Annotated in this window: 16 protein-coding genes and 1 other annotated feature; of the genes, 13 read left to right on the top strand and 3 right to left on the bottom strand. The window is 44.9% G+C overall.

The genetic code is table 11. The features are described from left to right. The first annotated feature begins 109 nt into the window (after positions 1 to 109). Positions 110 to 2434, top strand: coding sequence for an endopeptidase La (gene lon, locus FS666_RS05850; RefSeq protein ID WP_144461359.1), 2325 nt, complete (start codon positions 110 to 112; stop codon positions 2432 to 2434). Next, positions 2431 to 3015, top strand: a complete 585-nt coding sequence (gene yihA, locus FS666_RS05845) for a ribosome biogenesis GTP-binding protein YihA/YsxC (RefSeq protein ID WP_120072681.1) — start codon at positions 2431 to 2433, stop codon at positions 3013 to 3015. Before lon ends, yihA begins: the two co-directional genes overlap by 4 nt. A 156-nt stretch (positions 3016 to 3171) precedes the next feature. Here yihA and FS666_RS05840 read toward each other — a convergent pair whose 3' ends face one another. Next, entirely contained in the window at positions 3172 to 3669 is a 498-nt protein-coding gene (locus tag FS666_RS05840) for a LiaI-LiaF-like domain-containing protein (protein WP_244943855.1), read from the bottom strand. A gap of 367 nt (positions 3670 to 4036) precedes the next feature. Here FS666_RS05840 and hemA point away from each other — a divergent pair, with 367 nt between their 5' ends. The 8 genes from hemA (at position 4037) to ysxE (ending at position 12939) form a co-directional block, all read left to right on the top strand. Then, complete coding sequence (hemA, locus tag FS666_RS05835; RefSeq protein ID WP_120072685.1) at positions 4037 to 5395, top strand: glutamyl-tRNA reductase; 1359 nt, start codon at positions 4037 to 4039, stop codon at positions 5393 to 5395. Positions 5396 to 5407: 12 nt separating this feature from the next. Then, positions 5408 to 6238, top strand: coding sequence for a cytochrome c biogenesis protein CcsA (gene ccsA, locus FS666_RS05830; RefSeq protein WP_120072687.1), 831 nt, complete (start codon positions 5408 to 5410; stop codon positions 6236 to 6238). A 33-nt stretch (positions 6239 to 6271) separates the two neighbouring features. Then, positions 6272 to 7204, top strand: a complete 933-nt coding sequence (hemC, locus tag FS666_RS05825; protein ID WP_144461360.1) for a hydroxymethylbilane synthase — start codon at positions 6272 to 6274, stop codon at positions 7202 to 7204. Then, entirely contained in the window at positions 7201 to 8004 is an 804-nt protein-coding gene (locus FS666_RS05820; RefSeq protein ID WP_120072691.1) for a uroporphyrinogen-III synthase, read from the top strand. Before hemC ends, FS666_RS05820 begins: the two co-directional genes overlap by 4 nt. Positions 8005 to 8006: 2 nt before the next feature. Beyond that, entirely contained in the window at positions 8007 to 8981 is a 975-nt protein-coding gene (hemB, locus tag FS666_RS05815) for a porphobilinogen synthase (protein ID WP_120072694.1), read from the top strand. Between the two features lie 221 nt (positions 8982 to 9202). Continuing rightward, on the top strand, positions 9203 to 10495 hold the full coding sequence (hemL, locus tag FS666_RS05810) for a glutamate-1-semialdehyde 2,1-aminomutase (RefSeq protein ID WP_144461361.1): 1293 nt from the start codon (positions 9203 to 9205) through the stop codon (positions 10493 to 10495). Positions 10496 to 10608: 113 nt separating this feature from the next. Beyond that, positions 10609 to 11769, top strand: a complete 1161-nt coding sequence (gene spoVID / locus FS666_RS05805; RefSeq protein ID WP_186306504.1) for a stage VI sporulation protein D — start codon at positions 10609 to 10611, stop codon at positions 11767 to 11769. Positions 11770 to 11907: 138 nt separating this feature from the next. Then, positions 11908 to 12939, top strand: coding sequence for a spore coat protein YsxE (gene ysxE / locus FS666_RS05800; RefSeq protein WP_144461363.1), 1032 nt, complete (start codon positions 11908 to 11910; stop codon positions 12937 to 12939). Between the two features lie 15 nt (positions 12940 to 12954). On the opposite strand, the gene FS666_RS05795 is transcribed toward ysxE, so the two are convergent. After that, positions 12955 to 13146, bottom strand: a complete 192-nt coding sequence (locus tag FS666_RS05795; protein WP_144461364.1) for a YszA family small membrane protein — start codon at positions 13144 to 13146, stop codon at positions 12955 to 12957. A 336-nt stretch (positions 13147 to 13482) separates the two neighbouring features. Then, positions 13483 to 13635 carry a hypothetical protein gene (locus FS666_RS19700; RefSeq protein ID WP_164876254.1) on the bottom strand — a complete coding sequence of 51 codons (153 nt, stop codon included), beginning with the start codon at positions 13633 to 13635 and terminating at the stop codon, positions 13483 to 13485. A 130-nt stretch (positions 13636 to 13765) separates the two neighbouring features. Then, positions 13766 to 13997 (top strand) — a binding site (T-box leader). A 56-nt stretch (positions 13998 to 14053) separates the two neighbouring features. On the opposite strand from FS666_RS19700, the gene FS666_RS05790 reads away from it, so the two are divergent. From FS666_RS05790 to FS666_RS05780, 3 genes are all read left to right on the top strand, one after another. After that, entirely contained in the window at positions 14054 to 16702 is a 2649-nt protein-coding gene (locus FS666_RS05790; protein WP_144461365.1) for a valine--tRNA ligase, read from the top strand. Positions 16703 to 16796: 94 nt separating this feature from the next. Beyond that, a complete protein-coding gene (locus tag FS666_RS05785) occupies positions 16797 to 18101 on the top strand; it encodes a bifunctional folylpolyglutamate synthase/dihydrofolate synthase (RefSeq protein WP_144461366.1) in 1305 nt (434 codons plus the stop codon). Positions 18102 to 18203: 102 nt separating this feature from the next. Next, on the top strand, positions 18204 to 19910 hold the full coding sequence (locus tag FS666_RS05780; protein ID WP_144461367.1) for a sensor domain-containing diguanylate cyclase: 1707 nt from the start codon (positions 18204 to 18206) through the stop codon (positions 19908 to 19910). Positions 19911 to 19938: the final 28 nt, after the last annotated feature.

Here is a 19938-nt window from a genome sequence, read left to right as displayed (position 1 = left end):
AGTCATCGACGCCTGTTCCTCGACATGAACCGTCTATATAAGCTAAAATTGTGGTAATGTTCAAGTCCTTCTTTTTAATGGAAGGAAAATTACTGGGAGGTGTACGAATGTGACCAAACAAAAAGAGGCGTTCGTTCCCCTGCTGCCATTGCGTGGAATGCTTGTTTTTCCGACGATGGTCCTACATCTGGATGTCGGAAGGGAGAAATCCGTTCAGGCATTGGAGCAGGCGATGCTCACCGACCATCTTATTTTTTTGACGACTCAAAAAGATACTTCAATTGATGAGCCTGGTGAGGACGACATATACAGAGTTGGTACATTGACGAAAGTAAAGCAAATGCTCAAGCTCCCCAACGGTACGATACGGGTTCTTGTAGAAGGGCTTTCGCGGGCTAAAATGAAGGATTATATTGTAAAAGATGATTTCGCTGCCGCCACCCTTGAGCTTTTTGAAGATGAAACGGAAAAAGATGTGGAAATTCAGGCTTTAATGAGAACAATGCTTGAATACTTTGAGCAATATATAAAGCTGTCCAAGAAGATCTCGGCCGAAACGTTTGCAACAGTCGCCGATATGGAGGAGCCTGGGCGGATGGCGGACATCGTTGCATCTCATTTGCCGTTAAAATTGCAGGACAAGCAGGACATCCTGGAAACATTCGATGTAAAAGACAGGCTCAGCAATGTTATTGAAATCATCCATAATGAAAAAGAAGTCCTCAATCTGGAGAAAAAAATCGGCCAAAGGGTCAAGCAATCAATGGAGAGGACCCAAAAAGAATATTATTTGCGTGAGCAGATGAAAGCCATTCAAAAGGAGCTCGGCGAGAAAGAAGGAAAAGTCGGTGAAGTGGCCGAGCTGACCGAAAAAATAGAAAATGCCGGGATGACGGAACATGCCAAGATGACTGCGTTCAGGGAACTGGACAGGTATGAGAAAGTTCCCGCAACATCGGCAGAAAGTGCTGTGATTCGGAATTACCTCGATTGGCTTGTATCACTTCCATGGACGAATGCGACGAAAGATGACCTGAACATCCGCAAAGCGGAAAAGATTCTTGAACGGGACCATTACGGACTTAAACATGTGAAAGAGCGTGTACTTGAATTTTTGGCAGTCAAACAGCTGACCAAATCTTTAAGAAGCCCGATCCTTTGCCTGGCAGGCCCGCCTGGCGTGGGAAAGACCAGCCTTGCACGTTCTATTGCCGAATCCATGGGGAGGAATTTTGTCCGTATTTCTCTTGGAGGAGTCAGAGATGAGTCCGAGATCAGGGGACATAGACGCACCTATGTCGGGGCAATGCCCGGACGGATCATTCAGGGGATGAGAAAAGCGGGTACAGTGAATCCGGTGTTTTTGCTGGATGAGATTGATAAAATGTCCAATGACTTCCGCGGTGATCCGTCATCTGCGATGCTGGAAGTGTTGGACCCTGAACAGAACAAGACGTTCAGCGACCATTATATTGAAGAAACGTATGATCTTTCAAAGGTCATGTTCGTTGCTACGGCCAATGACTTGGGAACCATCCCCGGCCCGCTCAGGGACAGAATGGAAATCATCACAATAGCCGGTTATACAGAATTGGAAAAAATCCATATAGCCAAGGATCATCTGCTGCCGAAGCAGATGGAGGAACACGGGCTAACGAAAAGCCAGCTCCAGATCAAAGACGATGCCATCAAGGCGATTGTCCGGTATTATACAAGGGAAGCGGGCGTACGTGAACTGGAACGCCAGCTTGCATCCATTTGCAGAAAAGCGGCTAAAATCATCGTAGCCGGGGAACGGAAAAGAGTCATTGTTACAGAGAAAAATTTCGAGGATCTTCTTGGCAAGAAAAAATACCGCTATGGCCAGGCTGAGCTTGAAGACCAGGTGGGCGTAGCCACAGGACTTGCCTATACAACAGTTGGGGGCGATACGCTTCAAATCGAAGTATCCTTGACTCCGGGTAAAGGAAAGCTGATTTTGACCGGAAAATTGGGCGATGTCATGAAAGAGTCTGCCCAAGCCGCTTTCAGCTATGTCCGTTCAAAAGCGGAAGACTTGAAGCTTTCGGATGATTTTCATGAAAAGTGCGATGTCCATATTCACGTTCCTGAAGGTGCAGTTCCAAAGGACGGGCCATCTGCAGGGATTACGATTGCGACAGCACTTGTTTCCGCTTTGACAGGCCGACCTATCAGAAAAGAAATCGGCATGACCGGGGAAATCACCCTTCGGGGAAGGGTACTGCCTATCGGCGGAGTGAAAGAAAAGTCGATGAGTGCACACAGAGCCGGATTGACGACCATTATTTTACCGAAGGATAATGAAAAAGATATTGATGAGATTCCTGACAGCGTAAAGAAAGATCTTACCTTCATCCCAGTGACGCATATGGATGAAGTATTGGAGAAAGCTTTGATGGGAGAGGCAAAATGAAAGTAAACAATGTGGAAATGGTGATCAGCGCCGTTAAGCCTGACCAATATCCCGATGACGGACTGCCGGAATTTGCACTAGCCGGCAGATCCAACGTTGGAAAATCTTCTTTTATCAATAAAATGATCAACCGCAAAAGCTTGGCCAGAACATCTTCCAAACCGGGCAAAACGCAAACGTTGAATTTTTACAGGATAGAGGAGACGCTCTACTTCGTGGACGTTCCGGGATATGGATTTGCAAAAGTATCCAAAAGGGAACGGGAAGCCTGGGGGCAAATGATCGAAACGTACCTGACAACAAGGAAAGAGCTAAGGGCTGTCATGTTGATCGTTGATCTGCGCCATCCTCCGACAGAAGATGATGTATTGATGTATGATTTTCTGAAACACTATGAAATTCCATGCGTTGTCATCGCAACAAAAGCGGATAAAATCCCAAGGGGAAAATGGTCAAAGCATTCGAAAATAACAAAGGAAAAACTGAATATGATACCGGAAGACGAACTTATTATATTTTCTTCGGAAACAGGAGAAGGCAAGGAAACCGCATGGAAAGTATTGACCAAAAGGTTTCGGTAGAAATAGGAGGGTGCTGATTGTAAGTGGCACCTTCCTTTTTTGCATGTCCGAAACGTATTGCCGAAAGAGTGGCTGCGGTTATCCGGATTCCTTACCGAGCGTTTGGAATTTCACCGCTTCTTCGGTAGTCATACAGCTGTATAAGTTCACTGTCCGTTATTTCTTTCTTTGGGCAAATATAAAATATGCCCCGGCTGCAATGAAGAATAACGGCCAGAAATTGCTGATCAATGATACATCATGCCCATGCTCAACAGCCCAGTTTTCGAGCCGGTCGAAAAATAGCAGCAAGGAAGCTGCCGCCAAAAATAGAATTCCCGCCATAAGTCCGACGCCCGTTTTTACATAAGTAAGTAAAACGCCGACAGCGATCAGCAATAAAAATACCCCCGCATGCTCCTGCCACATATCAAGTTTATTGACAACGTGAAAGTGAATCCCCATTCCTGTTATGACAGCACCCGGCAATATCGCCTCATGGTCTTTGCCTAAGTAGCCCTGTGCAAGGAAGCCGCATCCAATAATAATGACAAGGGTAGGCCAAGTATATAATCCTTGCAGAATTTGTATGTTAAATTGCTGTAAAAGAAAGTAAAGGCCAAACCCTAAAAAGATGACTCCTGAAAACATTCCCTTTTTTGCCAAAAAAATCACACCCAACCGTTTGCTTGTATTTCATCTTTTTATTTGCTATGGTACTAAAGGATTGAAAATGGTTTTAAGATAGGAAGCTAAGGCTAAATGACAGTAAGGATAAAAAAATTGCGGGAAAAACAGTCGCCTCGCCCATAACTGATATCCGGCTGCGGCTCCTAGCCCCTCGAGGTCACAAGTCACCTTGCTGTGGCGGCTGAAGACCTGCCTCCTCGCAAGTAGCCTTGTGCTTTTCGGGGCTAAGCAGTCGCCTCGCACTTAAATATACCATAGGTTTCGCTTTCTGTTCACATCTTTTTAGAATTCTTCTAATGTGTAGTGATATACTAAAGGTAGTGAGCTATCATTTGGAGGTGCCTATTTTAATATGCACATCATCGTTGTCGGTTTGAATTATCAAACAGCGCCGGTTGAGGTCCGGGAACGCCTGGCCTTTGCTGAAGGCGATCTTGCTTCCGCTATGACGGCACTGAAAAATAAAAAGAGCATTTTGGAAAATGTCATTGTTTCCACTTGCAATCGGACGGAAGTATATGCGGTTGTGGACCAGCTTCATACCGGCCGTTATTATATTAAAGAGTTTTTATCGGAATGGTTCCAGATTGATCAAAAAGATTTTACCGATCATTTATTCATTCATGAACATGACCGTGCGGTTGAACATTTATTTAAAGTTACTTGCGGATTAGACTCCATGATCCTTGGGGAGACCCAGATCCTTGGCCAAATCAGGGACAGCTTCCTGCTTGCCCAGGAAAACGGTACAACAGGAACTATATTTAATTATTTAATGAAGCAGGCTGTAACATTGGCCAAGCGTGCCCACTCCGAAACCGAAATCGGGGCAAATGCTGTTTCTGTCAGTTATGCGGCAGTTGAGCTTGCCAAAAAAGTTTTCGGCCGATTGAAGGACAAGCACGTGCTTATTATCGGAGCGGGTAAGATGAGCGAGCTGGCCATCAAAAACCTATATTCAAACGGAGCTTCAAAAGTCACAGTCGTCAACCGTACGCTGGAAAGAGCAAGGAATTTAGCGAATCAATTTGATGGACAGGCCAAGCCGCTGGGCGAGCTTCAATGTGCGGTCATGGAAGCCGATATCGTCATCAGTTCCACAGGTTCGCCGGAATACGTTCTGACGAAAGACATGATGGCACAGGTTGATAAAATGAGGAGAGGACGGTCACTTTTCCTTGTTGATATTGCTGTTCCAAGGGACTTGGATCCCGCCATTTCAGAAATTGACAGCTTCTTCCTCTATGATATTGATGATCTGCAAGGAATTGTACAGGCGAATTTAGCTGAGCGAAAATTGGCAGCCGAAAAAATCATGGATATGATTGAAAAAGAAATCACGGATTTCAAGGAATGGCTGAATATGCTCGGCGTCGTCCCTGTCATTACGGCTTTGCGTGAAAAAGCCTTGTCCATTCAGGCGCAAACGATGCAAAGCATTGAGCGGAAGCTTCCGGACCTCACGGAACGCGAAAGAAAAGTATTGAGCAAGCATACTAAAAGTATCATTAACCAATTGCTGAAAGACCCGATTCTACAGGTGAAGGAATTTTCCGGTGAGCCGGATGCTTCGGAAAAAATTGCACTCTTTAAGCAAATTTTTGATTTGGAAATTCCGGCAGAGCAAGAGCAGGAAGAGCCGAAACATGCGAAAGATCCCGGAAAAAAGAAAATAAAACTTGCGGCACCGCTGCATACATTCCAATCATAGAGGAATGAGTCTATGTTCGATCTTGTATTGGCAAGACTTCCAGAATTGGTAATCGTCATATACGCCTTATCCATTCTGCTTTATTTTATCGATTTCGTTGATCACAATCGGAAGGCAAATATTTTTGCTTTCCGGTTGCTTTTGATTGTTTGGGCACTTCAAACAATCTTTTTGTTTATGTACATGCTGAATACTGGTAGATTTCCAGTATTGACGCTTTTTGAAGGACTATATTTTTATACATGGGTCCTCATCACTATTTCATTGGTCCTTCATCATATTTTCAAAGTAGATTTCACAGTGTTTTTTACAAATCTGATAGGGTTCAGCTTTATGGCCATCCATGCTTTTGCGCCCATACAGCGATCATCTGTAACAGCTGAACAGCTGATGTCGGAATTATTGTTGATCCATATAACCATAGCGATTCTTTCGTATGGAGCATTTTCGGTTTCATTTGTGTTCTCGTCCCTTTATTTGCTTCAGTTTAAACTGCTGAAAGAGAAAAGGTGGAAGAAGAAGTTATGGCGTTTGGCCGATTTGGCGAAACTGGAAAAAGCATCTTTTATTTTCAACACGCTCGGATTTCCCATGCTTCTGTTAAGTCTCATCCTGGGACTCAGATGGGCATTGATTAAGCTTCCGGTTTTCCATTGGTATGATCCCAAGATTATCGGATCCTTTTTTTTGTTGGTGATCTATGGGTTTTTATTATATGCTTTTGTTAAACGGGTCATGTTCGGACGCAAACTTGCATTATGGAATACAGCAGCTTTTTTATTCGTATTGATCAACTTTTTCTTGATCAGCAGATTATCCAAGTTTCACTTTTGGTTTTCATAAAGGCGGACCAACTGGACATAGGAGGCATTATATATGAGAAAAATTGTAATCGGCTCGAGGAGAAGCAATCTGGCAATCACACAGACAAACTGGGTACGGGAACAGTTGGAAAAGCTTGGTGCTCCCTTTGAGTTTGAAGTGAAAGAGATTGTGACAAAGGGAGACCGTATTTTGGATGTCACATTATCCAAAATCGGCGGAAAAGGGCTGTTCATCAAGGAAATAGAGCAGGCGATGTTTGACGGAGAGATTGATATGGCCGTCCACAGCATGAAAGATATGCCTGCAGAGCTTCCTGAAGGCCTGGTGATCGGATGTGTGCCGCCGCGCGAAGATCATCGTGATGCTTTCATTTCCAAAAGCGGTCTTAAGCTCAAAGAGCTGCCTGCAGGGTCTATCGTTGGAACGAGCAGTTTGCGAAGAGGAGCCCAGATCTTGGCCCAAAGACCGGATTTGGAAATAAAATGGATACGGGGAAATATTGATACGAGGCTTTCAAAGCTTGAAAATGAAGATTATGATGCCATCATTCTGGCAGCAGCCGGGCTGATCCGCATGGGGTGGAACGAAGATACTGTTACGGAGTACTTGGATCCGGACTTCTGTTTGCCAGCCATCGGCCAAGGTGCGCTCGCTATCGAATGCCGGGCGGACGATAAAGAACTGCTGGATGAACTGGCAAAGCTGACATGTGAAAAAACAGCAGGGGCTGTTGAAGCTGAACGTGTATTCCTTCATAAAATGGATGGCAGCTGCCAAGTCCCGATCGCGGGATACGCTGAGATTTTACCTGACAATGAAATTCAGCTCACGGCTCTTGTTGCTTCTCCTGACGGCAAAACCGTTTATTCGGATATGATCAAAGGTACAGATCCAAAGGAAATTGGTGAAAAAGCGGCAGCAAGCCTGATTGAACAGGGCGCGAAAACGTTAATAGAGAACGTGAAAGAGGAGCTGGACCAATGACAAGTGACCGGCTTCCTTTACGAGGCAGGCATGTGTTGATTACCAGGGGCGGAGAACAGGGTGAAAAGTTTTGTAATGACGTCGCTTCCGCCGGCGGGATCCCGTATATGGTCCCGCTCATCGATTTCCGTTCTCACGAAGACTTGAACGCTGCCCATTTTTTACAATCACTCAGTAAATATGATTGGATCATTTTTACAAGCAAAAATGGCGTCAAGTATTTTTTTCGGCAAATTGATTCCCACCGGGAACAATTTGAGATGTTTAAAGATAATATTCAGTTTGCGGCTGTAGGCGAGAAAACAAGGGCGGAATTATGCCGATATCAGATTGAGTCGCATTTTATGCCCAACATTTATACAGCAGAAGATTTCTCAAGGGAATTTTTTGAAAAAGGATTTACAGCCAAGCGGGCTTTGATCCCAAAAGGGAATCTGGCGGGCACCACGATTGCCGATAGCTTTCGAAGCCATCGTATTGTTGCTGATGAATGGATTGTCTACGAAACTTTTTATCCGACAAAGGACATTGGCAGGCTGGTCAACATTATAAAGGAAGACAGGCTTGATGCTGCTTGTTTTACAAGTCCTTCCACTTTCCATCATTTTAATAAAGTGATAAAGCAATACCATTTGCAAGAACATGTTCATTCAATTTCATTTGCAAGCATCGGTAAAGTAACAAAAAGTGCAATAGAAAATGAGGGGTACCCGGTTAAAGTGTGCCCCGAAAAGTACACGATAGACTCTATGTTCCATGAACTGTGCCAGTACTTTGGCCGGGAAAGAAAGGAAGAATAGCATTGGACCAAATTCATTTCAAACGCCATCGCAGACTTCGAAAATCAGCAAGCTTACGGGCAATGGTAAGGGAAACACACTTACATGCGGAAGATCTTATCTATCCCCTTTTTATTGTGGAAGGCGAAAACAAGCGCAATGAAATTTCATCCATGCCTGGTGCTTTTCAAATTTCATTGGATCTTCTAAAGGATGAAATTGAAGAAATTACAGAGCTTGGCATCAAAGCGGTCATTCTTTTCGGGGTGCCGGATGAAAAAGACAAATGCGGAACAGGCGCCTACATAGATGACGGAATCGTGCAGAAAGCCACACGCATTGTAAAGGAACTTGCTCCGGAGATGCTGGTCATTGCTGACACATGCCTTTGTGAATACACCGATCATGGGCATTGCGGCGTGGTCGAAGACGGATACGTCCAAAATGATCGGAGCTTGGAACTTCTTGTGAAAACGGCTGTCAGCCAGGCGAAAGCCGGTGCTGATATCATCGCGCCATCCAATATGATGGACGGGTTTGTTGCCGCGATCAGAAAAGGATTGGATGAAGCGGGGTTCGAGGAAATCCCGATTATGTCTTATGCAGTAAAATATTCTTCCGCTTTTTACGGGCCTTTCCGTGAAGCGGCGAACAGTGCTCCGCAATTTGGGGACCGCAAAACATATCAAATGGATCCGGCCAATAGAATGGAAGCCCTTCGTGAAGCACAGTCCGATATGGAAGAAGGAGCGGATATGCTCATTGTCAAACCGGCTCTTTCCTACTTGGATATCATTCGCGATGTAAGGAACGAATTCAATGCTCCGCTTGTTGCTTACAATGTGAGCGGAGAGTATTCCCTCATTAAGGCGGCAGCATTGAACGGCTGGGTGGATGAAAAAGCGATAGTCATGGAAATGCTGACAAGCATCAAACGTGCAGGAGCCGACATGATGATCACTTATTTTGCCAAAGATGCAGCAAGGTGGCTGAAATAAGGAAAAGCGAAAGCGCTCGTTAAGCGACGTACAGACTGGACGAATCCTGACGAGATAAAGGAAACACGGCGAAGCCAAAGGCGAGCCGATGTTGACTTATCGTAGGAAGGATAAGGAAGTCTGCTAGTCGCTGAGCGCTGAAGCTGGACAATAAGGAAAAGCGAAAGCGTTCATTAAGCGATGTACAGACTGGACAATAGAGAAAAGCGGAGGTTATATTCATGCGATCTTTTAAAAAATCGAAAGAAGCATTTCAAGAAGCGGTTAAGCTTATGCCGGGCGGAGTAAACAGCCCTGTCCGCGCATTCAAGTCTGTTGACATGGACCCGATTTTCATGGAAAGAGGGAAAGGTTCACGCATCTTTGATATTGACGGGAACGAATATATTGATTATGTCCTATCATGGGGTCCGCTCATTTTGGGCCACACAAATGACCGTGTTGTCGAAGCAATCAAGAAGGTTGCGGAAAGCGGTACGAGCTTCGGCGCATCGACCCTTATTGAAAACGAATTGGCGAAGCTAGTGATTGAGCGTGTGCCTTCAATTGAAATCGTACGGATGGTTTCTTCAGGTACGGAAGCAACGATGAGTGCCCTCCGTTTGGCAAGAGGCTATACGGGCCGCAATAAAATCATGAAATTTGAAGGCTGCTATCATGGCCACGGGGATTCCCTTCTTATCAAAGCGGGTTCCGGTGTGGCAACCCTTGGTCTGCCGGACAGTCCGGGTGTGCCTGAAAGTGTGGCGGAAAATACGATTACTGTTCCATATAACAACTTGGAGAGTGCACGTTTCGCTTTCGAACAGTTTGGAGATGATATTGCAGGCGTCATCGTTGAGCCGGTTGCCGGAAATATGGGTGTCGTGCCTCCAAAGCCTGGATTTCTTGAAGGCCTTCGTGAATTGACTGAGGAATATGGCGCTTTGCTCATTTTTGATGAAGTCATGACCGGTTTCCGTGTGGGCTACCATTGTGCGCAGGGCCATTTTGGCATTACCCCTGACATTACATGCCTTGGCAAAGTGATTGGGGGCGGTCTTCCTGTGGGTGCTTACGGAGGAAAAGCCGAAATCATGGAACAGATTGCTCCGAGCGGTCCGATTTATCAAGCTGGCACACTTTCAGGAAACCCGCTTGCCATGGCGGCAGGGTATGAAACATTGATCCAGTTGACGCCGGAATCTTACGATGAGTTCAATCGTAAAGCTGAAAAATTGGAGCAGGGATTGAAGTCGGCGGCGGCAAAATATGATATTCCACACACGGTCAATCGTGCCGGATCCATGGTTGGTTTCTTTTTCACAAATGAAGACGTCCATAATTATGATCAGGCGAAAACAAGTGATCTGTCTATGTTTGCTGCATATTACAAAGAAATGGCAAACAACGGCATCTTTTTACCGCCTTCCCAATTTGAAGGATTGTTCCTATCAACCGAGCATTCCGATGAAGATATCGAAGCAACAATCGAAGCCGCTGAAAAAGCCTTCGCTGTTATAGCAAATAAATAATTATCAGGGAACCGTTTCATGACGGCTCCCTTTTTTATTTCATAAATAATTCATTACAGTCATAGGATGTAATTGACCCATATATTTTGTACGGAGTGAAAGGAGGAGCTGGCTTGTCTGAGAACGGACATTCATCTATCAAGTTTTCTTTGGAAGAATCCGTTTTGTTTAAAAGCGGACAGGAAGTCGATGAGCTGATTTCAATATCATTAGATCCGAATATATCGATTGTTGAAGAAGAAGGATTTGTCATGCTGAGAGGGAGCCTGAACCTGACAGGGGAATATAAACGCATAGATTCAGCAGATTCACAAGAGGAAGTGGAAGAAGAAGCTTCTTTAAAAGGAAAGTATGTGCAGGTGGTCGAAGACAGGGATGATGGTTACTGTGAATTTTTTCACCAGTTTCCCGTAGATATCACCATTCCTGAAGATAGAGTCCATCAATCGAATGAAGTTTTTGTTGAGGTGGAATCGTTCGACTACGTCATGCCGGAAAATTCCCGCCTAAATATCGAAGCGGAAGTGCAAGTGTATGGTTTGCAAGGGGATCAGCAGGAAAGCCAAAGTGAGCACCTTGAAAATAAAGACCCGGCGCCAACATATGAAGTGGATGAACGCGATGAAGATATGGCAGATGAAGAAAGTACGGTAGAAGTAGAATTGGAGGAATATACGGAGGAAGAAGAATCGGAAATAATCGAGAGTGAGGAATACGAAGAAGACGAGGAAGAAGAAGGCCTTTATGCCCCTTTCGCAGCTGAAGCCCGGTCGTCAGGGAATTCCCAGCAAAAGCCTCCTCAACATGATCACCATAATCCGTTTCCGTTCCCTTTTCCGATGCTGCCGGAAATGGACATGGATGAAGTGGCTCACAGGCTGAAAGGTTTTTTTCAAAAGCACGGCGCGGAGTCTCCTTCCACCTCAGAAGTTGAACTTGCTCCGTCTTCAAGCGTCGCGGAGGAAGTGCAGGAACAGGAGTCCAGCACCCACGAGAGTGTTGAAATGGAAGAGAGCCCAAATGAAAAACCCAAGAAAAAGAAGGATAAGTATCATTCCATGTCCTTTGCCGATTTTTTTGCCAGAAAGGATGAAGAAGAACCGGCAAAGCTGAAAGTCCGCCTTGTTCAGCACGGTGACTCATTGGAAAGGCTGGCGGATACGTATGGTGTCACCGTCCAGCAAATATTAAGGGCGAATCAAATGGACCCGAGTCAGGAAGTTCATGAAGGGCAGGTCCTCTATATACCCGGCAAGACGGCCTATAGAAAATAAATTGCCAATAGGATCTGTTTTAACGGGAGGATGGATTGGCCGCAATCCTCCTCTTCTTCATTCATAGTGTAAAACTGGATGAAAGCCATATTCAGATCGCAAGGATATGTTCTTATTAAGTTCTAAGCGGGTGATTAAATGACCGATTATCGTGAAACGGATATCCATTCCATTGTTGAACTATATGGCTTGCATTTAAAATTTGCAGAAAGATATGGGCGTGTCCATAAGCTTTACACTGACAAGGGAACGTTTGCTTTAAAAAGGATCAATGCAAACCATGGGGTCGATTTTTTACAGTATATCCAGCTGCTTTATCAGCGGGGGTACCACCGGATAGTGCCGATCTACCCGACGTTGGATGGACGGTATGGAGTATTGGTGAAAAACAGGCTGTATTATTTAATGCCCTGGCTCGATAACAGAGAAAGAGAAGGGCATATGAAAAAAAGCCGTGAGCTTTTTCGTGAGCTTGCCCGCCTTCATACGATATCTGCCAGGGAGGTAGAGGTGGCTGAAGACGACCGGAAAGAACATTACGATCTGACGCTGGCACGCTGGGAAAAGGAAAAGGAAGCTCTGGAGCAGTATGTCGAACGTGCTGAGCAAGATTGGTATATGTCGCCTTTTCAACTGCTTTTCTGCACATTTTATCATGAAATCACATTGGCCCAGAACTATTCAATTGGCAAGTTTAATGAGTGGTATGATGTTTCAAAAGAACAGACAAAAGCCAGAAGCGTAATTGTTCATGGGAAAATTTCGCCTGAACACTTTTTATATAATGAAAATGGGGCTGGTTATTTTGCAAACTTTGAAATGGCAAGGACAGCATCACCCATCCATGACCTTCTGCCGTTTTTTTCCAGATCCTTAAAAACATATCCAAACCGTTTCGACGACGGGCTTGAATGGCTATCCATATATTTTAGGTATTTTCCGTTCAGAAAAGAGGAGATGCTTCTTTTTCTGAGTTACCTGGCGCATCCGGAGAGGATTTTCCAAGTGGCCGAAAATTATTTTTCGGCAGGGAGAGACAAAAACGAGTATAAGTTTGTCCGTCAATTGCAGAAGCAGTATTGGTATATGAAGAACACGGAATATATTGTGATGAAATTAGAGGATATGGAAAAGCGGAAAAATGAAGCAAGCGATCCCCCTCCCAGTTAATAATGGCAGGGGTATTTATATTAAATCATAATGGTATGAAAGGGCTATTATGATAAAAACAGTCAAAAGCAATACATCGAATGTGGAAGGAAACAGGATGGTGCGAATAGCCTGAAAAATGGTGAACGGAATAATCAGCTGTTTACATGCATCTTTGAATGTCCTCATCCAAGACCGTAATGTATACTGGTTCAGTTTTCTTTTCACTCTCCGTACCTCCCCCAAAATTCTTCTTTAATAAAATATGTGTCAATGTCCGATTTCGTGTCTGCAGTGAAGAGTATTTTTGAAAAGCCGAGAGTAAATCCGAAAGCGAAGGGTCATCAATTTTTTTATAGTTAAAGCGTATAAGATGTTTTAGCTTTAAAATTTTGAACAAAGCCTTTTATTGTCTAGCTCCAGCGCCTATCGACTAGCAGACTTCGCGCCTAATGTGCTCCTGCGGCGTAGCTTATTCGAGGATGTTTGGCCCACCTCGTCGCAAAGCTGCACGAAGCTTACTCAAAGATGCTTCTCACGAGGTAATCCGAGTAAGCTGCTTTCCTACGATAAGTCAACATCGGCTCGTTCCTCGCCGTGTTGTCCGGCTGCGAGTGCCATCGGCTCGAGGTCATAAGCCAATCGCTGCTGAAGGCAAACTACGCCTTCTTCAGCGCTCGTCTTATGCTTGTCGCCGATAAGCAGGCACTCTCGCACTTCCTTATCCTTTATCTCGTCGGAGGCACTCCAGTCTGTACGTCGATGGGCAAGGCGCTTGCGCTTTTCTTATCATCATATTTGACTTCACACGAATCTTTTCATACTATATTAAATATATGAATGAGGAATACATGCGTTGAAAGGGAAAAGTACGTTGCCATCCGCTTTCAGAGAGGGAAATCATTGCTGTGAGATTTCCTAAGCGTAAGCACCGGAAAGGTCACCCTTGAGCAGCATTCGTGAACAACCCAGTAACGAATGCCGGAGAAAATCCGTTAGATTTATGAGTGCCGGGCTTATGTTTCATTAAAGCCTGTGAAAAAAGGTGGTACCGCGAATATGCTCCCTTCGTCCTTTTAACGAAGGGGGCTTTTTATTTTGAATTTAAAAGGCGAATACCTAAGGAGGATTAACCATGGAAAACAATCATATTGATATGCCAACGAAATATGATCCGTTGAACATTGAAAAAAACAGATATGAATGGTGGCTTGAAGGGAAATTCTTCGAGGCCGAAAACAATCCGGAAAAAGACCCGTACACCATTGTCATCCCGCCTCCCAATGTTACGGGACGGCTGCATTTGGGCCATGCATGGGATACAACGCTGCAGGACATTTTAACGCGCATGAAAAGAATGCAGGGCTATGATGTATTATGGCTGCCCGGCATGGACCATGCGGGGATAGCTACGCAGGCGAAGGTCGAAGAGCAGCTTCGGAAGGAAGGAAAAAGCCGCTATGACTTAGGCCGGGAAAAGTTTCTGGAAGAGACATGGAGCTGGAAGGAAGAATATGCGGATTTTATCCGGCAGCAGTGGGCGAAGCTCGGCTTGGGCCTGGATTATAGCCGCGAACGCTTTACGCTGGATGAGGGGCTGTCAAAAGCCGTCCGTGAAGTATTTGTCCGTTTATACAACGAGGGTCTCATTTACCGCGGGGAATATATCATCAACTGGGATCCGGCGACGAAAACGGCCCTTTCCGATATAGAGGTCATCTACAAGGATGTACAGGGTGCCTTCTATCATATGCGCTACCCATTGGCGGACGGAAGCGGGTCGATTGAAATTGCCACAACGCGTCCTGAGACCATGCTGGGAGATACCGCTGTTGCCGTACATCCCGAAGATGAGCGATATAAGCATTTAATTGGAAAAACGGTCATTTTGCCGATTGTGGGCAGAGAAATCCCGATAGTGGCGGATGATTATGTGGACATGGAGTTTGGTTCAGGTGCAGTAAAAATTACGCCTGCCCATGACCCGAACGACTTTGAAATTGGAAACAGGCATAATCTTGAGCGCGTCCTCGTGATGAATGAAGATGGCACGATGAACGAAAAGGCGGGCAAATATAATGGAATGGACCGTTTCGACTGCAGAAAGCAAATCGTAAAAGATTTGCAGGAAGAAGGCATCCTGTTCAAGATTGAAGAGCATATGCACTCAGTCGGACATTCCGAGCGGAGCGGTGCAGTTGTCGAACCGTATTTATCCACACAATGGTTTGTAAAAATGCAGCCTCTGGCTGATGAAGCGATCAAGCTCCAGCAATCAGACGATAAAGTTCAATTTGTTCCCGACCGTTTTGAAAAGACATACTTGCACTGGATGGAAAATATCCGCGACTGGTGCATTTCAAGGCAGCTTTGGTGGGGGCACCGGATTCCGGCCTGGTATCATAAAGAAACCGGCGAATTATATGTCGGGCAGGAAGCGCCTGAAGATGAAGAAAACTGGGAACAGGATCCGGACGTCCTTGACACTTGGTTCAGCTCGGCACTCTGGCCTTTTTCCACAATGGGCTGGCCTGATGCCGAAGCTGAAGATTTTAAACGCTATTACCCGACAGATTGCCTTGTGACGGGGTACGACATCATATTCTTTTGGGTATCCAGAATGATTTTCCAAGGCCTGAAATTCACAGGAAAACGCCCGTTTGATGATGTGTTGATCCACGGCCTTGTCCGGGATGCAGAAGGCCGCAAAATGAGTAAATCCCTTGGCAACGGTGTCGATCCGATGGATGTCATCGACAAATATGGGGCTGACTCCCTAAGATATTTCCTTGCTACGGGAAGTTCACCTGGGCATGATCTCAGATTCAGCATGGAAAAAGTCGAATCTGTTTGGAATTTCGCCAATAAAATTTGGAATGCATCCCGTTTTGCATTAATGAACATGGATGGCTTTACATTTGATGAGATTGACTTATCCGCTGAAAAATCAGTTGCGGACAAATGGATTCTGACAAGACTAAACGATACGATTGAAACCGTGACGAAGCTTTCCGATAAGTACGAGTTCGGAGAAGTGGGAAGGGTGCTCTATCACTTTATTTGGGACGATCTTTGCGACTGGTATATTGAGATGGCGAAGCTCCCGCTATACGGAGAGGACGAAGCTGCGAAGAAAATGACCCGTTCTGTTTTGGCCCATGTCCTTGACCAGACAATGAGGCTCCTGCATCCGTTCATGCCGTTTATCACAGAAGAAATTTGGCAGAACCTTCCTCATGAAGGAGAATCCATTACAATAGCTTCCTGGCCAAAGGCCAAAGAAGAGCTGACTGACCGGGATGCGGCAAATGAAATGAAAATATTGATGGACATCATCCGTTCTGTCCGCAACATCCGGGCTGAAGTAAACACGCCGATGAGCAAAAAAATCACGCTTATGCTCAAAGCCCAGGATGAAAAAGTCCTTGATATTTTACAAAAAAACAAGAACTACCTCGAAAGATTCTGCAATCCTGAAGAGCTTGTCATGGAAGTCGGTTTGAAAGCACCGGAAAAAGCAATGACTGCAGTCGTTACAGGAGTTGAGCTGTTCCTTCCGTTAGCCGGTCTCTTGAATATTGAGGAAGAGATCGCGAGACTGGAAAAAGAATGGGCGAAGTGGAACAGTGAAGTGGAAAGGGTTCAGAAGAAGTTAAGCAATGAAAGATTTGTCAATAAAGCACCGCAGGCGGTAGTTGATGAAGAGCGCGCGAAAGAAAAAGATTATCTAGCCAAACGCGCAACAGTAGAAGAGCGCATCAAAGAACTGAAGTCTTCCAACTGAAAAGCTGGACGAAGTAAAATACCGGAATTTAAAAGGGGGAAGTGAGTCCGAGACGGATTTGCTTCCCTTATTTAACGAAGTGGAGGGATACATTGTGAATACATATTCTGAGGCTATTTCCTGGATTCACTCGCGGTTAAAACACGGGATCAACCTGGGATTGGCAAGGATGGAATGGCTTCTAAAGGAGATGGGGAGCCCGGAAAAGAAGTTAAAGGCCATCCATGTGGCAGGAACAAACGGAAAGGGTTCGACCGTCACTTTTCTCCGCTCCATTTTGAATGAAGCGGGTTATGATGTGGGCACATTTACATCCCCATACATAGAGTCGTTTAATGAACGGATCAGCATCAACGGCAGCCCAATTTCAGATGATGATTTGATTGAATTGGTCCGCATTGTCAAACCTTTGGCGGAAGATCTGGAAAAAGGGGAACTGGGTCCGCCGACAGAATTTGAAATCATTACAGCCATGGCGATGTATTATTTTGCAAACATCCGTACTGTTGACTTCACTATTTTGGAAGTGGGGCTTGGGGGACGCTTTGATTCAACGAATACAATCCAGCCGCTCATGACAATCATCACGAATATAGGAATGGATCATATCAACATCCTAGGTGACACCATTGGAAAAATCGCATACGAAAAAGCAGGAATTATCAAGGAAGGAATTCCGTTGTTTACAGGAGCGAAGCAGGAAGAAGCAGTTTCTGTCATCCGGACGGAAGCAGAAAAGAAGCAGGCGGAAATTTTTCAACTGGGAATTGACTTTTCTATTGAAAACTATCAATCAATCCAGAGCGGTGAAATGTTTACCTTCCTGATGAAGGAAACGCGGTATGAAAATCTGAAGGTTTCGCTTTTGGGGCGCCACCAGACGGAAAATGCTGCCCTGGCAGCTGCGAGTCTTCTGCATATGAAAGAAAAAGGGCTTCTGCATTTAGAAGAGAATGAAATCAGACAGGGGTTGGAGAAAGCGTATTGGCCGGGAAGGATGGAGGTTTTACGAGAAAATCCGACGGTGATTTTAGACGGAGCCCATAATACGGAGGGGCTGGAAGCATTCCTTTCCACGATGAAAGACAGGTATGGGGAAAAAAAGGCCAGGATCATCTTTGCGGCGCTTGAAGACAAAGATCTGTCTGTAATGCTGCAGCTGTTTAAAAACATCAATGCGGAGGTATATTTGACTGAGTTTGACTTTCCAAGAGCGGCTGCCGCCTCAAAATTGAAGGAAATCGGAAAAATGGACGATGCTTCAACTGAACGTGATTGGCGTTCGCTCATAAGAAGAGTGATCAGTGAACTGGGCCCTGAAGACGTTCTGGCTGTAACAGGCTCTCTCTATTTTATATCCGAGGCTAAGCCATTCATTATGAATATATTGACGGGTTAGATACAATTTGAATTTTCTCATAATGGGTGACAAAAACTTGATCATTTGTTATCATGACTATAAGAATGAGTCTATTTAACTATTTTTACGGAGGGGAAAGCTATGAACCGGCCGAAAAAGATATTTTTGTGGGTCTTTTGGCTTATTTTGGTACCGGCGGGCCACTGGTTTGCTTTCAAACTTTCTCCTCCGCAGGCATTGGGGATATGGGACGTTGCAGCTTATACAGCGATTATTATGATTGTTGCCTCGCTTCCTTTGACAGTAAACGGAACTGCTATGTTTTTGACGCAATGGATTACGATAGCGGCATTTCTGTCCCACGGCCTATTTTTTGAGATGCTTTTATTACAGGTGGCAACCGTTACGGCCGCATTGGCTGCAAATCTGAAATACCAGCAGCCGTATCGATTTTTACTCTTTTCCTCCATGTTCTCTCTCATATCTCTTATATCGGGTTTGGGGTTTTTTGCTTTCGGGGGAAAAATCGGACAAACCACGGTGGAAAGCATCGTTTTTCCTGGCACCATATTTATCTTGCTAAATTTTATAACAGCGATGATCCTGCAGCCGGCAGCCGCTATTTTTCTGGGGAACCGAAAGAAGTTCTCCGGCAGGGGATTTGCTTGGAATGCAGGGATACGGATAGTTATTTACCCATTAGGAATCGCCTTGTTCCATTTAAAGGGATTATTGGGCCCTATTGCCTTTCTGCTAATTGGAATACCTTTTATCGGTTTGCTGATCATATTGAAAATGAACCGTTATTCCCAGAATATCAATAGACATCTGCAAAAAGCCGTGGCAATCGGCCATCAGCTGACAGAGCGGCTGGATGAAGAAAATATACTTCATTTGTTCATAAACAAAATAACCAAAACTTTGCCTGCTGATTGGGTTTACATATTCAGGTTGGAAGGTGATGAGCTCGTTGTCATAAGGCATTTAGAGCAGGAGGAGAAAGCGCCCCTTGAGCCGGACTATACAATGAACAAAGAAAAGGGAATCAGCGGATATGTCTTAAAAAACAAAAAAGGCGTCATATTTAACGAAAAATCGGAATGGAAAAAATTTTCGTACGGATATTCGCCCGAAAACGCGGAAAGCATCATGTGTGTACCGATTATGCGGGGAAAACATGTAGAAGGTGTACTTTTTCTCGCTTCTGCAAATGAAAAGGTATACAAAAAATATCAGTTGATGATTGTCGATATTTTATGTTCCTATCTGGCTGTTGCGCTGAGTAACGCCCGGCATTATGAAGAGACGAAGCGGAAGAGTGAAATTTGCACAATGACGAATATACCGAATTACAGGTTCTTTGACCAGCATTTGAATGAACGAATGGCGGATCTTGAGACGGGAAAACTGGAAAAGCTGTCTCTGATTATGATTGATATCGATCACTTTAAAAATATAAACGATACATACGGGCATCAATCGGGAGACCTGGCACTATGCCAGTTGGCATCTTTGCTGAACTCGACAGTTGCAGAGAAGGGACTGGTCGCAAGATACGGCGGGGAGGAGTTTGTCGTTCTGCTCCCCGATACAGATCAAGCATCTGCCCGCCAATTGGCTGAAACTCTCCGGAAAAAGATTGAGGATCATACCTTTTTTGTGCAGGATGTTTTAGGAGATTTGGAAGCACCTAAAGAGATCCGCTTGACTACAAGCATCGGAGTGGCAACAGCCCCTGACCAAGCCCGAGATGCGGTATCCTTGATCAAGTATGCCGACCGTGCGCTTTATATCGGAGCGAAGCGGGCAGGCAGAAACAAAGTCGCCGAGTATATACATACTATGTGATTTTTGCTGTTAAAATATAAGACTTGGA

The organism is Siminovitchia fortis, from assembly GCF_007681465.1.
Lineage (GTDB): Bacteria > Bacillota > Bacilli > Bacillales > Bacillaceae_C > Siminovitchia > Siminovitchia fortis.
The sequence above is the reverse complement of the archived record's forward strand: the minus strand, read 5'-3'. Positions and strand labels throughout refer to the sequence as shown.